Source organism: Streptomyces sp. iso_384 (assembly GCF_056172905.1).
The window spans coordinates 3,877,344-3,890,417 of the sequence record NZ_JBWBTT010000001.1; the positions used below are offsets into that span (position 1 = coordinate 3,877,344).

The window sequence follows — 13,074 nt, forward strand, 5'->3', positions numbered from 1 at the left end:
GAGAGGAGCGCGCGGCATGAGCGCACAGCGGCTCCCCGCGGACGGGCCCTCACAAAGGCCCCCGCCCGCCGCCGTCCGCCTGCCCCGCCGGGCGAGGTGCGGGTCCCCGCCCGCGGAGGGAGCGCGCGGGTGATCGGCGGGCAGGAGCGGGCGACGATCCTCCGCCGGTCCTTCCGGGGCGCCGGCGCGGCGAGCGCCGGATTCTACCCGCTGCTGTACCGAGCCGGGCTCCCGGTCACCGCGCTGTACGCCCTCTTCGCGCCGATCGCCCTGGGACTCCTCTCGGCCGTCCCCGGCTCCGGCCGTCAGCGGGCTTCCGTCATGGTGCGGGCCCTGCCCCCGGCGCTGGCCCTGACGACCCTGGGCACCCTGCTCGCCGTCGACACCTGGGCCGCCGTCGGCGGCATGCTCCTCGTCGGGTTCCTGCTGGCGTTCGCGGCGGTGGCCGGGCCCAGGCCCGCGGGCGCCGCCCCCGGACTCCAGCTGTTCTACATCCTCGCCTGCTTTCCGCCGTACGCCCCCGACACGCTCGTGGAGCGGCTGTCGGGGCTCACGGCCGGTGTGCTGCTCCTCGCCGCCTCCGAAGTCCTGCTGCCCGATCCGGCCGCGCCCTCCTACCGGGAACGGCTGGCCGACGCCCTCGACGAGGCGGCGCGCGGGGCCGCTCCCGGCGGCGTGCCACCAGCACGGCTGCGCGCCGCCGGAGCGAAGCTGCGCCTGGCGGACGTACCACCGGCGGAACGCCCGGCGGGGGCGGGCCGGACGGACCGCGCGTTCGAACAGACCGGCCGCTCCGTTCGCAGACTCCTCGACCAGCTGGCCACCCTCGCCGAAGCCACACCCGTACCCGCGCCCGCCGATCCCGAGTCCGACGCACTCCTGGACCGGGTCGCGGAGCTGTGCACCGCCTGCGCCCGGTTTCTGCGCACCGGCAGCCGCCCGCCGGTGCGCTGGAGGAGGCGATGCGGGGCTTCCAGACGGACCGGGTGCGCCTGGCCACCGGACCGCCCGGTGAGCGGCCCCCCGTCGAGGCTGCGACGGCAGTCCCGGGTGCTGGCGCTCGCCGAATCGGCGCGGATGGTGGAGATCACCGTCGACATCGGCACGCACGGAGGGCCCACCGAGCCGGCCGCCCCGCGCGAACTGTTCTGGTACGCCGAACAGTCCACGCCGAGGCTGTGGGCCCGGCGCGTCCTCGGCAATGTGACGTTCCGGTCGGTGCTGTTCCAGAACGCCGTAAGGACCGCGCTCGGACTCGCCGCGGCCCGCGCGGTGGCCGGCTCCTTCGACCTGACCCACGGGTTCTGGGTGCTCCTCGCCGTCCTGGCCCTCGGACGTAGGACCGCCGGCGCGACCTGGCAGGCGGTCCGCCGGGCGGTGGCGGGCAACGCGGCGGGCGCGCTGGTGGCCGGGGCGCTCGTGATCGGACTCGGCCGGCACACCGATGTGTACGCCGCCCTGCTCGCCCCCGTCATGCCGGCGGCCTTCGCCCTGGGACCACTGCTGGGCCTCGCGTACGCGCAGGCGCTGTTCACGCTCGTCGTCGCCACCGCGTTCGCCCAGATCGCCCCGGTCACCCTGCGGCTGCCGGAGGCGCGGATGATCGACGTCGTCACCGGCAGCGTGATCGGTCTGCTGTGCGGGCTGCTGGCCTGGCCGGCCGGGGCACGAAGAGAGGTCCGCCTGGCCATGGCCGGGCTGCTCAGAACGTGCGCCCCGCTGGTGCCGGTGACGGCACAGGCGCTGCTCGCGCCGTCGGGCGGTTCGCGGGCCGCGCCGGCGATCCTGCCGGGCGTCCACCGGCTGCGCCTCGCCGAGGCGGCGTACGCCCAGTACCGCGCGGAGGCCCCGAGCGCCGGTGAAGCCGACCGCGCCGACTGGCACGCCCTGCTCATCGCCGCCCACCACATGCTGCTCGGCGCGCAGTGGCTGCCGCGCTTCGGTCTCCGCCCGGAGTCCGGCGCGAGTGACGCTTCCGCCGTCCGGGCCCGGAGCACCGCGTCGGGCCTGGAGGCGGAGGCCGACCGGATCGCCGCCCTGCTCGCCGAGGAGCGACCGGGGCCCGCGCCAGGGACCGCACCCGGTCCCGGTCCGGACCGGGACCCGCCGACGCCTCTGTCCGTGGACCTGGGGGTGTGGATGACGAGCCTCGCCCACCAGCTCACCCGCATCGAGGCCTCGCTGAAGGCGACCCCCGGCACGGACCCGCCGGACGCGCGCCCGGCATGAGCGGCCGGGAGACCCGCCGCCGCGGCGACCGGCCGTCAGTTGCCTGCCATGCCGACCCGCTGTCACCCCGCCGTGTCGCCTGCCCGTCACCCCACCGAGTGGAACAGCACGCCAGGGTCGAGGATCCCGGCCGGGTCGAGGGCCTGCTTGGCCGCGCGCAGGGCGAGCGCGAACGGCTCCGGGCGCTGCCGGTCGTACACGGGCTCCACCGGGTGGTGGGCCGACTCCACGCCCAGCACCAGGACGCTGCTGCCTCTGCCCGCCACCCCCGACAGCGCGGCCTCGCCCGGGTCGAGCAGACGGCAGTTGGCCGGATGCAGGCCCGACTGCGCGATGGCCCGGACGGCGTCCACCGCGGCGGGAAAGCGGTCGAACACCACCGAGGCCGACGCCTTGTGGCCGGGACGGTCCTGGAGCCGCATCCACGCCTCGGTGATGATCCCGAGGGTGCCCTCCGAGCCGAGGAAGAGCCGGTCGGGTGAGGGCCCGGCCCCCGACCCGGGCAGGCGCAGCGACTCGCTCACCCCGGCGGGCGTGACCACGCGCGGGGCGGCGGTGAGATCGTCGATGTGCGTGTGGAGGGGTGGCGTAGTGCCCGCCCGCCCGGGGGCGAGCCAGCCACCGAGCGTCGAGAACGCGAAGCTCTGCGGGACGTGGCGCAAGGTCAGCCCGTGCGGCCTCAACTGCGCCGAGCTCGCGGCGCTGGTTCCCGGGGCCGCCGGAACCGTGCTGCCCGTCCCCTCCATCGCCTCCCTGGAGCTGCCGCCCGTCCGCGTGAGCGCACCCCGTACGTTCGCCCACCTCGTCTCCGGGGATGACCAAGCCGATGCCGTACACCTACTTCGGCTCCAAGGACGGGCTCTATCCCGCCTGCCTGGAACAGATCGCGCCCCGGCTGCGCTCCGCGATCGAGGAGGCGATGACGCCGGATCCACCCGGCGTCACGCCCGCCGCGTCGAGCGTTCCGCCGCGCGTCCTCGCAGCAGTCTTCGACGTACTGGAGGTGCAGCGGGAAGCCTGGTTCGTGCTGTACGACCGGACGTTGAAGCCCGGCTCCGATCTGCACGCCGCCGCACACGTCCACCGCGCGGCCATCGACGACCTCGCGGCCTCCGGCACGGCGGACGACCTGCACGAACAGGGCAACGCGACCCGCTGGACGCCGACGCGCTGAAGCACGTGTGGACCGGCACGGTCGGCGCGCTCGTCGGCTGGTGGATCTCCCACCCCGAGCAGTCCGCGACGGAGATGGCCGCACGCTGCGCCCGGCTCCTGGCCGCGATCCGCACCCCGTCCCGACCACTCCCGCCTGCCCGCCGGTCACGCACGCTACGTCGGAACCGGTGCGTCCGCGGGAAGACCCTCGGCCTCGGCCTCCGGCTCCCCCGGCTCCTGTGCGAGCTGCTCGCGGAGATAGTTCCAGGCCACCCCGAGCAGCGCGGCCACCGGAACGGCGAGGAGGCTTCCCACCACACCGGCCAGACTGCCGCCCAGCGTCACCGCGAGCAGGATCGTCGCCGCGTGCAGACCCAGCCCACGGCTCTGGATCATGGGCTGGAACACATTGCCCTCCAACTGCTGGACCACGATGATGATCCCGAGCACGATCAGGGCGTCCATCGGCCCGTTCGAGACCAGCGCGATGACCACCGCCACGAATCCGGCGAACAGCGCCCCCACGATCGGCACGAACGCGGAGACGAAGGTCAGCACCGCCAGCGGCAGAACCAGCGGCACGTCCAGGATCCACAGGCCGAGCCCGATGAAGACCGCGTCCAGCAGACCGACGAATGCCTGGGACCGTACGAACGCGCCCAGGGTGTCCCAACTGCGGGAGGCCACCTCGGGGATGTCGGTGGCGAGCCTGCCGGGAAGCTGACGCGTCAGCCACGGCAGGAACCGCGTGCCGTCCTTGAGGAAGAAGAACATCAGGAAGACCGCCAGTACCGCCGTGACGAGCCCGTTGACCACGGTGCTCACCCCGGTGACGGCGGTGGTGACCACACTGCCGACACTGTCCTGGAGCTTGGAGGTCGCGGTGTCGAGGGCGCCGGTGATCTGGTCGTCGCCGATGTTCAGCGGCGGACCGGCCGCCCACTCGCGGAGCTTCTCGATGCCGTCGACCACCCTGCCGGCCAGCTCCCCGGACTGGTCCGCCACCGGCACCGCGATCAGCGCCACGATGCCCGCCCCCACCAGCAGGGAGAACACCGTCACCGCCGACGCGGCGAGCGCGGGCCGCCAGCCGTGCCCGCGCAGGAAGCGGGCGAGCGGCCAGGTCAGCGTGGTGAGGAACAGAGCGACTATCAGCGGCCAGACGACCGGCCACATCCGGCCCAGCACCCACAGCGCGACCGCCGCCGCCACCAGGACCAACAACAACTCTGCGGAGACCCGTGCCGAGGTGCGGAGAGCAGCCGCGGTCTTGGTCGAACTCAATGGCGAAGACATGGCGTCACCTTATGGGTTCGCCCACCGTGTTCCGGCCACCCCGCTGCCCGCGACGTCCGTCAACGCAACGCCGGTGGCAGCTCCTCCCGGTGGACGATGCCCAGACGCTGCGTGGCACGGGTGAGCGCCACATACAGATCGCTCGTGCCGAACCGGGCCGGCTCCACGACCAGCACATGGTCGAACTCCAGCCCCTTGGCCTGGCGCGGATCCAGCAGCACCACGGGGTGCGTGAGGTCGGGGGCCTCACCTGCCACGACACCGTCCAGCGGCGCGGCGATCTCCTCGTGCAGCGCGCGCGGCGCGATCACCGCCAGGCGTCCCTCCCGGGGCGTCAGCTCCACGACGGCCTCGGCCACCGTGCCCGCCAGATCCTCCCCGGCCGCCCGCTTCCACGGCTTCTCGCCGGTCGAGCGCACCGAGACGGGGGCGGTGAACGACGGGTCCTTCTCCCGCAGGACTCCGGCGGCCAGCTCCATGATCTCCGCGGGCGTACGGTAGTTGACCTCCAGCGTGACGTGCTCGAAGCGGTCGCCGACGTACGGCCGCAGAATCTTCTCCCAGGACCCGACGCCCGCCTCCTCGGAGGTCTGGGCCGGATCCCCGACCAGGGTCAGCGAGCGGGTCGGCGCCCGGCGCATCAGCAACCGCCACGCCATCGGCGAGAGTTCCTGCGCCTCGTCGACGATGATGTGCCCGAAGGCCCACGTACGGTCGGCGGCGGCCCGCTCGGCGGCGGTGCGGTGGTCGGCCTCCTCGTGCCGCTCCGCCATCCGCTCGGCGTCGATGATGTCGTGGGCGGCGAGGACCTCGGACTCCTCGTCCTCGAACTCGTAACTCTCCGAGCCCCGCGACAGCTCCAGCACCCCCTGCGCGTAGCCGACCCGCTCCTGACGGGCCGCCTCGGCCGCCGCCCGCTCCGCGCTGTCGTCGATGCCGAGCAGCTCGGCGGCCTCGTCGAGCAGCGGTACGTCGGCGGGGGTCCAGGCCCCGGCGCCGGTCGGGAGGCGGATCGCGTCGGCGTCCTCCTCCGGTACGTACACGGGGTCGGCCAGATAGTCGGCGAGGAAGCCCTCGGGGGTCAGCGGCGGCCACAGCTCGTCGACGGCCGCATGCACCTCCTTGCTCAGTGCGACGTCCCGGCCGAGCAGCGCCACATCGTCGGGGCCGAGGAAGTTGGGCCCGCCGTAGGGGTCCGCACCGATGCGCTCGACGAGCTGTGCGGTGAGCGCGTCGATGACCCGGAAGACGAAGTGGGGCCGGGCGAGATTGTGCGGCAGGAGGGTGTCCCGGGCCGCCTGCCGGGCCTCGTAAGCGATCTCCCAGTCCAGGACCAGGTCCCCGCCGTCCTCGTGCGGGATCACCATCGCGGCCCCGGGCTCCGGCAGCCGCTGCCGGTCGCGTACGGCAAGGGCGAGGGCCTCGGCCATCGGCTCGCCGCCCTTGACGGTGGCAGCGCGCGGGGTGTCCGTTCCGGTGGCGTGCACCCCGGGGAACAGCTCGGCCTGTGTCGCGAGCAGCACCCCGGTCTCGCCGAGCGCGGGCAGCACCTCCGCGATGTAGCGCAGGAACGCCGGGTTGGGCCCCACGATGAGCACGGCCCGCTTGGCGAGCAGCTCGCGGTGCTCGTACAGCAGGAAGGCGGCCCGGTGCAGCGCGACGGCGGTCTTTCCGGTGCCGGGGCCGCCCTCGACGACGAGGACGCCGCGGTGCGGGGCCCGGATGATGCCGTCCTGCTCTGCCTGGATGGTCCGCACGATGTCGCCCATGCGGCCGGTGCGCGCGGAGTTGAGCGCCGCGAGCAGCACGGCGTCACCGTTCGGGTCCTCGAATCCGGTGCGGTCCCGGTCCCCGAGATCCAGGATCTCGTCATGGAGCTCGGTGACCGTGCGGCCCTCGGTGGTGATGTGCCGACGCCGGCGCAGCCCCATCGGCGTGTGCCCGGTGGCGAGATAGAAGGGACGCGCCACCGGCGCACGCCAGTCGATCAGAACCGGGGTGTGCTCGGTGTCGTCCTCACGGATCCCGATCCGGCCGATATGGTGCGCGAGCCCGTCGGAGCGGTCGATGCGACCGAAGCACAGGGACCCGTCGACCGCGTCGAGCGCGGCGAGCAGCCCCGAGCGCTCCGCGACCAGGATGTCGCGCTCCAGCCGCGCCTGCTGTCCCGTACCGACCGGCGTCAGCGCGTGCTCGACACCGTCGGCCGCCACGCCGCGCAGCTCGTCGACCCGGGCATGGAGCCGGTCGATGAATTCCTGCTCTTCCCGCAATTCGTCGCTTTCCCGGTTTGACAAAACGGCTCCCCGCCAGATATGTTCGTACTCATAAGGTCCCCGAGCGGGGCCTTTCTGCGTGAGCGCAGAAGAATCCAATATACGCGCGTTGATCCCCGGGCCGCAATTACGGTCCGGGGACTATTCGTGCCCGGCGGCCAGGCTGACCTGGCCCGGCTCCGGTAGCGTGGACCCAGCGACGCGCCGAGCGCGGTCGCGCCTCCGCCGGTGACCGTTCCCGTCGTATCTCCCGCTGCGCGTCGCCGCGTCCCAGCTGACCGGAGAGAGCCATGAGCACACGTTTCGAAGCCACGGTCGACATCGACCGGCCCATCGAAGAGGTCTTCGCCTATCTCGCGGACGGCTCGCACGACCCCGAGTTCAGCCCACGGGTGCAGCGCATCGAGAAATCGCCGGACGGGCCGACCCACGTCGGCACTGTCTTCCACAGCACCGTCAAGGACGCGGGCATGACGACCCGGCGCGACTTCGAGATCAGCGAACTGTCCGCCCCGACCCGCATCCGCTGGCACGAGCAGTCCAAGAACCTCATCACCGCGGCCGAGGGCGGCTACGACCTCGAACCCACGCCGGACGGTGGCACGCATGTGAGGCTCTTCAACGTCCTGGAGGGCCACGGGGTCGGCAAGTTGCTGGTCGGCTTCGCGGGAAGCGCGGCACGCAAGGACGCGCCGGCGTTCGGACAGCGCATCAAGGAAGCCGTCGAAGCGCCCTGAGCGATGCCGCTCCCGCTGCCGTTCAGTCCGGCAGGGGTACGCGGATCACGGGGTCGAAGGGGTGCTTGTTGAACCCGCTGCGCACATTGCGGCAGCTCGGCGCCTGGCACATGAAGAACTCGTCGGCGCTCCGGCGGCCCGTCCGGCCCCGGAGCCAGGTCTTCTCGGCGGCGGTGAGCGAGCGGTGCTGCTCGTCGGAATCGCAGGTGTAGCAGTACATGGCGCGGGCCGGCACGGGACCTCCTGAAGCGGGCGAACACGCAGAAGGCGAAGCATATGAGGGCACGTCGGTCAGGAACAGACTCCGGCGCGCCCGATTTCGTCGGTGTCGGCGCGAGGCCCTAGGTGTCGGCCGGGTTCAGCCAGGTGCTGATCCTGCCCAGCGCGCCGGTCCCGTAGTCGGAGGTGACGTCGGCGGCGAGATCGGCGACGGTGACCGAGCGGAGGGCCTCCCGCCAGGCGGCCTCGGCCCGGCTCATGGCACGGTTGATGGCGCAGGGCGCGGTGCAGGCCTCCGGGGGAGTGGCCATCGGGCCGCGCTGCCGGATCTCGGTGCAGACGAACGCGGGCCCCGGGCCGTCGACCGCCTCGACGACGTCGAGCACCGTGATGAGCGCGGGTGACCGGGTGAGGACGTAGCCGCCGGCCTTGCCCTGGACCGACTGGACGAGTCCGGCCCGCGACAGGGCCTGCAACTGCTTGGCGAGATAGCTGGGCGAGACGTCGTGCAGCTCCGCCAGCCGCGCGGCCGGCGCGGGTTCTTCCGCCGCGGTCAGCACGACGCAGCAGTGCAGTGCCCACTCGACGCCACCAGACATTTTCACTTCTTCACTCTAATCCACGCCTCCGTATACCCGGATGCGCGATGTCCGAGTAGTATCTCGGATAAGAAATGTCCGCGTTCTTTGCCGGGTGGTGCGACGCCCCCGGCAGTCGGACGGGACGCGTGATCGAGGAAGGGCAGGACCATGCACATTGCCGTCATCGGCGGAACCGGACTGATCGGATCCCAGGTGGTGCGGGATCTCGACGCGGCCGGTCACCGCGCAGTGCCCCACTCCCAGTCCACCGGGGTGGACGTGATCACCGGCGAAGGCATGGACGCCGCCCTCGCCGGCGCGGACGTGGTCGTCAACCTCACCAACTCGCCGACGTTCGACGACGCTTCGCCGGCGTTCTTCCGGACCTCGATGGACAACCTCGTCGCCGCCGCCCGGAAGGCGGACGTCGGGCACTTCGTCGTCCTGTCGATCGTCGGGGTCGACCAGGTGCCCGAACTGGACTACTACCGGGCCAAGACACTCCAGGAGGACATCCTCAAGGCCGGTCCCGTGCCCTACTCCATCGTTCGCGCCACGCAGTTCATGGAGTTCATCGACGCCGTCCTCTCCTGGACCGCCGACGACGACACCGTCCGCCTCCCGCGCACCCGGCTCCAGCCGGTCGCCGCCGCGGACGTCGCCGCCACCGTCGCCGAGGTCGCGGCCGGCACACCGCTCCAGGGCACCGTCGACCTCGCCGGGCCCGACGCCTACCCGCTGGACGAACTGGGCCTCATCACGCTCCGCGCCAAGGGTGACGGTCGCTCGGTGACCACCGACGACACCGCCGGGATGTTCGCCGCGGTCAACGGCGACGTCCTCACCCCGAAGGGCGGCGCCCGTATCGCCCCCACCCGCTACGCCGACTGGCTGGCGCGGCACGCCTGACCCGCCCCGGACGGCGGCCCTCCGGGCGTGGGGAGCCGCCGAGGACGCGCGCACCGCGGCGGCTCCCCCGCACGATGTGTCCGGAGAGCCGCCGCGGTGCCGGCCGCCCGTGGCGTCAGCCGGTCAAGGTGAACGCCTGCGCAGCGGAGCCGGAACAGGGCTGCTGCGACAGCCTGGCCCCGTCGGCCGTCGAGGAGCCGTCGACGGCGAGGCACTTGCCGCTGTGGCGGGCGACGAAGCGGTACTGCCCGCTGCCGCCCAGGACCTCCGGCCGCCACTGCTGGTTGAGGCCGCCCTCGTACGACCACAGATGCACCTTGGTGCCGTCCGCGGTCGCCCCGGAACCGCCGTCGACGTCCCAGGCCTTCGCGTTGTGCCGGTTCACCACCTGGTAGTGGCCGCCGTCGGCCGGCCGGAACTGCCAGCCCTGGTTGGCCCCGGTCCCGCAGGCCCACTGCTGGAGCGCGGTGCCGTTCGCCGTGCCCCAGTCGGCTGCGTCGAGGCAGGCGCCGCTGTTGACGTTCCGCACCTGGTACCAGGCGGCGGGATCGATGGAGCCCGCGGGCGGGTCGGTCGTTCCGCCGTTCCCGTCCCAGGTGAAGGTGGCGACGGCCCCGGCGGGCAGGGTGTACGCCAGCGACCTGCCGTTGTCCGTCAGCGAGAACCGCTGCGCCCCGGAAGAGGTGTTGACGACGACGGCCGCGCGGCTGCCGTCGCTGTTCTGGAAGGCGACGTTCCGCACCCCTCCCGCGCCCTGGCTGGTGGAGCCGATCCGGACCGCGCCGGCCCGGACGAACTTGGAGACATGGCCGAGGACGTAGAACTCGGCGTTGCGGGTCACCTGGCCGCCGTCGATCTCGACGATGCCGTTGCAGCGGTTGGTGCAGTGCCCCTGGTGGGGGCCGCCGTTCCGGTCGAGGGCGAGGTTCCAGTTGACGACCGTCTCGCCGCCGTTGCGCATGTTCTGCACGACGAGGTTCTCCGCGTGCCACTTGAGCGTGTCGCCGAACGTCGTCGCCGGGTTCGCGCTGTCGGTGCCCGAGCACTCCGTGAAGAACACCCGCTTTCCGGCGTCGGCGATCTGCTTCTGCGCGGCGGGCGCTCCGCCGTAGCAGTGGAAGGCGGCGCCGATGATGCGCTGGATGCCGCCCGTCCGCGCGAAGACGTCCAGCGGATAGTTCGGATGGTCCCAGTTGTGGTCGTAGGCCAGGATGTTGGTCGGCAGGTTCGCCGCCGTGAGCGTCCGGTCCAGCACCCTGAGGAAGTCCGCCTGCTGGGCCGAGGTCATGCTCATGGACGGGTAGCTGGTCGCGAACTCCGGCTCGTTCTGCGCCGTGAGATCGGTGAAGGTGATGCCCTCCTGCCCGTACGCCCTGATCGCCTTGACGAGGTAGTCGGCGTAGGCCTGGTAGTGCTCGGTGCGGAGACTGCCGCCGTTGAGGGAGTTGTTGGTCTTCATCCAGGCCGGGGGCGACCAGGGCGAGCCCATGAAGCGGATGGCGGGATTGACGGCGGTGGCCTGCTTCAGCACCGGGAGGATCTGGCTCCGGTCCCGGTCGATGGAGAAGGATCCCCGGGCGTCCTCGTAGGTGTACGCGTCCGTGTTCGCGTCGAAGTCGGTGCTTCCCAGCGGCTGGCGCAGGTAGTTGAGCCCGATGCCGTCGCCCTCCGTGGAGAACAGCGACTTGAGCACCGAGGTGCGCTGGGCCTGAGGGAGGGACTGGAGGAGATGGGCGGAGGCGCCCGTCACCGAGGCCCCGGCACCGGTGAACTTCTGGCGCTTGTCGGCGGCGTCGATGCGGACGTCGACCGCCTGCGGTGTTCCGTCGAAGGGGGCGTTTCCTTCCGGGGTGAGCTTCTTGGCGCCGTCCGGGGTGGTGACCCAGACCTGTGCGACCGGGTCGGCCGCCCGGGCGGTGGTGATGGCGCCGTTGACGCCGAGTGCGGCGACGGCGACGACGAACGCGGCGCCTGCCGCGCGAGCTCTCGAACGCAGGGGGGCGGGGCTTGGCATGGTTGCGGCTCTCCTCGGGTTCGTACCTGCTGACAGGTGGCACCCCGGCCGCCGGAGGGCGCGGCGGACGCCTCGCTCCGGGCGCGCCGGTCACAAGAGGGCGGGACAACGGCATGAAAGCACACCCACTAAGTGGTTAGTAAGTAGTCGGCTCCGGTGTTCTCCGGCGCTGTCCGGAAGATCTTCACCGGTGCTCCGGCAGGCTTAAGCTGGCCCGGTGAGCAACCAGTCAGTGGGCAGACCGGCACGCAGCCAGGCCAGACCCCGCACGCCGCGCAGCCCGGAAGCCCGGCAGCGACAGCAGGACATCCTGGCCATCGCCATGGACGCCTTCGCCGCCCGTGGCTACAACAACGCCTCGCTCGCCGAGATCGCGGACCGGGTCGGCCTCACCCAGGCGGGAGTGCTGCACTACTTCCGCTCCAAGGCCCTGCTCCTCACCAGCGTGCTCGAACTGCGCGACCAGAGGGACATCGAGCACCTCGGACCCGACCGCCCCCAGGGCCTGGAATTCCTGCGCCACCTGGTCGACACCGCGCTGCTCAACGCGGAACGGGAAGGCATCGTCCGGCTGTACGCGGTGCTCTCGGCGGAGTCCGTCACCGACGACCACCCCGCCCAGGACTACTTCCGCGACCGCTACCACGGGCTGCGGGCCTTCGTCTCCGACGCCCTGCGCGAGGCCTGCGAACTGCCCGCCGACCGCGCGGAGCTGACCGGCAACGCGGCCAACGCCATCATCGCGGTCATGGACGGGCTGCAGGTCCAGTGGCTGCTGTCGCCGGAATCCGTGGACATGGCGGCCTCGACCGATCTCGTGGTCACCTCGCTGCTGGCGAAGCTCGCCCCCGAACGGTTCGGCCCGCACGCCGCCGGCTGACCGAGGAAGTTCCGGAGGGGGCGGGGGAGCGGGTTTCGGGGCAGCCGGACCGGGCGCTCAGCGGGCACCGGCCGGGGTGGAGCGGAGCTGCTCGATCCCGGTGTCGAGCGCGGCCTTGAGATGGGCGGAGCTGCCGGTGGACATCATGATCGACACTCCGCCCTGGATCCCGGCCAGCAGCGCGGCGGCGTTCCGGTCGACGTCCACGGACGCCGGGACCAGCTCGCGGGCGCGCAGGGTGCGGATGCCGTCCGCGATGCGCTCCTGCCACTGGCGCATCAGCTCGGCGACGACGGCCCGCGCGCCCGGCTCCGTACGGCCCACCTGCAGGAACAGCGATCCCAGCGGGCATTGGTCGTTCTGCAGCTCGTACCTCTCCACCACCGCGTCCCGCCAGCGGTACCAGGACTCCCAGGAATCCAGGCAGTCCAGATGCGGCTGCTGGTCCGCCAGTACGCGGCCCGCCTCGAACTCCGCGACGGCCAGCAGCAGTTCGTCCTTGCCGCCGGGGAAGTAGTGGAAGAGCTGGCTCTTGCTCGTACCGGTGCGGTCCCGGACGTCGTCCAGCGTGGTGAAGGCGACGCCCTGCTCGCGCAGCACCTTCGCGGCGCCCTCGACGATACGGGCCTGTGTGGCGCGCCCCTTCGCGGTCGAAGCCTGTGACATCGGCATCCTCCTCGACTGGACCGACGGGTCCATCCTAGGCGGGCGCCGGCAGGCCGAAGGCCTGGACTGGACTTGCCGGTCCATTTTGATCGGAGCACAGTCGGTGCCGTGG

Annotated in this window: 10 protein-coding genes and 2 pseudogenes; 5 read left to right on the forward strand and 7 right to left on the reverse strand. The window is 72.2% G+C overall.

The genetic code is table 11. From position 1 onward, the window contains the following. The first annotated feature begins 129 nt into the window (after window positions 1-129). A pseudogene (locus AC0VY3_RS17275) lies at window positions 130-2,229 on the forward strand (FUSC family protein). A 203-nt stretch (window positions 2,230-2,432) separates the two neighbouring features. Here the strand turns inward: AC0VY3_RS17275 and AC0VY3_RS17280 are convergent. Beyond that, window positions 2,433-2,918, reverse strand: a pseudogene (locus tag AC0VY3_RS17280) (FAD-binding oxidoreductase); the annotation flags it as partial. A gap of 125 nt (window positions 2,919-3,043) precedes the next feature. On the opposite strand from AC0VY3_RS17280, the gene AC0VY3_RS17285 reads away from it, so the two are divergent. Then, window positions 3,044-3,403: a TetR/AcrR family transcriptional regulator gene (locus AC0VY3_RS17285; RefSeq protein WP_475549961.1), complete on the forward strand. Its 360-nt coding sequence runs from the start codon at window positions 3,044-3,046 to the stop codon at window positions 3,401-3,403. A 155-nt stretch (window positions 3,404-3,558) separates the two neighbouring features. Here AC0VY3_RS17285 and AC0VY3_RS17290 read toward each other — a convergent pair whose 3' ends face one another. Together AC0VY3_RS17290 and AC0VY3_RS17295 are read right to left on the reverse strand one after the other, a co-directional pair. After that, window positions 3,559-4,680: an AI-2E family transporter gene (locus AC0VY3_RS17290; protein WP_103512257.1), complete on the reverse strand. Its 1,122-nt coding sequence runs from the start codon at window positions 4,678-4,680 to the stop codon at window positions 3,559-3,561. Between the two features lie 59 nt (window positions 4,681-4,739). Further along, window positions 4,740-6,953, reverse strand: coding sequence for a HelD family protein (locus tag AC0VY3_RS17295; protein ID WP_103512256.1), 2,214 nt, complete (start codon window positions 6,951-6,953; stop codon window positions 4,740-4,742). A gap of 293 nt (window positions 6,954-7,246) precedes the next feature. On the opposite strand from AC0VY3_RS17295, the gene AC0VY3_RS17300 reads away from it, so the two are divergent. After that, complete coding sequence (locus AC0VY3_RS17300) at window positions 7,247-7,693, forward strand: SRPBCC family protein (RefSeq protein WP_475549962.1); 447 nt, start codon at window positions 7,247-7,249, stop codon at window positions 7,691-7,693. A 22-nt stretch (window positions 7,694-7,715) separates the two neighbouring features. Here AC0VY3_RS17300 and AC0VY3_RS17305 read toward each other — a convergent pair whose 3' ends face one another. After that, complete coding sequence (locus AC0VY3_RS17305) at window positions 7,716-7,928, reverse strand: hypothetical protein (RefSeq protein WP_103512254.1); 213 nt, start codon at window positions 7,926-7,928, stop codon at window positions 7,716-7,718. A gap of 106 nt (window positions 7,929-8,034) precedes the next feature. Next, window positions 8,035-8,511 carry an RrF2 family transcriptional regulator gene (locus tag AC0VY3_RS17310; RefSeq protein WP_475549963.1) on the reverse strand — a complete coding sequence of 159 codons (477 nt, stop codon included), beginning with the start codon at window positions 8,509-8,511 and terminating at the stop codon, window positions 8,035-8,037. Window positions 8,512-8,661: 150 nt separating this feature from the next. Here AC0VY3_RS17310 and AC0VY3_RS17315 point away from each other — a divergent pair, with 150 nt between their 5' ends. Next, a complete protein-coding gene (locus AC0VY3_RS17315) occupies window positions 8,662-9,402 on the forward strand; it encodes an SDR family oxidoreductase (RefSeq protein ID WP_475549964.1) in 741 nt (246 codons plus the stop codon). Window positions 9,403-9,517: 115 nt separating this feature from the next. Here AC0VY3_RS17315 and AC0VY3_RS17320 read toward each other — a convergent pair whose 3' ends face one another. After that, entirely contained in the window at window positions 9,518-11,416 is a 1,899-nt protein-coding gene (locus AC0VY3_RS17320; protein ID WP_103512251.1) for an RICIN domain-containing protein, read from the reverse strand. Between the two features lie 217 nt (window positions 11,417-11,633). Here AC0VY3_RS17320 and AC0VY3_RS17325 point away from each other — a divergent pair, with 217 nt between their 5' ends. Then, window positions 11,634-12,296 (forward strand): TetR/AcrR family transcriptional regulator, encoded by a 663-nt coding sequence (locus AC0VY3_RS17325; protein ID WP_278191902.1) that lies wholly within the window; start codon window positions 11,634-11,636, stop codon window positions 12,294-12,296. Window positions 12,297-12,353: 57 nt separating this feature from the next. Here AC0VY3_RS17325 and AC0VY3_RS17330 read toward each other — a convergent pair whose 3' ends face one another. Beyond that, window positions 12,354-12,962, reverse strand: coding sequence for a TetR/AcrR family transcriptional regulator (locus tag AC0VY3_RS17330; protein ID WP_475549965.1), 609 nt, complete (start codon window positions 12,960-12,962; stop codon window positions 12,354-12,356). Window positions 12,963-13,074: the final 112 nt, after the last annotated feature.

Excerpts from the sequence above, each read along its gene's own strand:
- AC0VY3_RS17320 (WP_103512251.1), bottom strand. The coding sequence starts at position 11,416 with ATGCCAAGCCCCGCCCCCCTGCGTTCGAGAGCTCGCGCGGCAGGCGCC.
- AC0VY3_RS17300 (WP_475549962.1), top strand. The coding sequence starts at position 7,247 with ATGAGCACACGTTTCGAAGCCACGGTCGACATCGACCGGCCCATCGAA.
- AC0VY3_RS17315 (WP_475549964.1), top strand. The coding sequence starts at position 8,662 with ATGCACATTGCCGTCATCGGCGGAACCGGACTGATCGGATCCCAGGTG.
- AC0VY3_RS17310 (WP_475549963.1), bottom strand. The coding sequence starts at position 8,511 with ATGTCTGGTGGCGTCGAGTGGGCACTGCACTGCTGCGTCGTGCTGACC.
- AC0VY3_RS17290 (WP_103512257.1), bottom strand. The coding sequence starts at position 4,680 with ATGTCTTCGCCATTGAGTTCGACCAAGACCGCGGCTGCTCTCCGCACC.
- AC0VY3_RS17330 (WP_475549965.1), bottom strand. The coding sequence starts at position 12,962 with ATGTCACAGGCTTCGACCGCGAAGGGGCGCGCCACACAGGCCCGTATC.
- AC0VY3_RS17285 (WP_475549961.1), top strand. The coding sequence starts at position 3,044 with ATGACCAAGCCGATGCCGTACACCTACTTCGGCTCCAAGGACGGGCTC.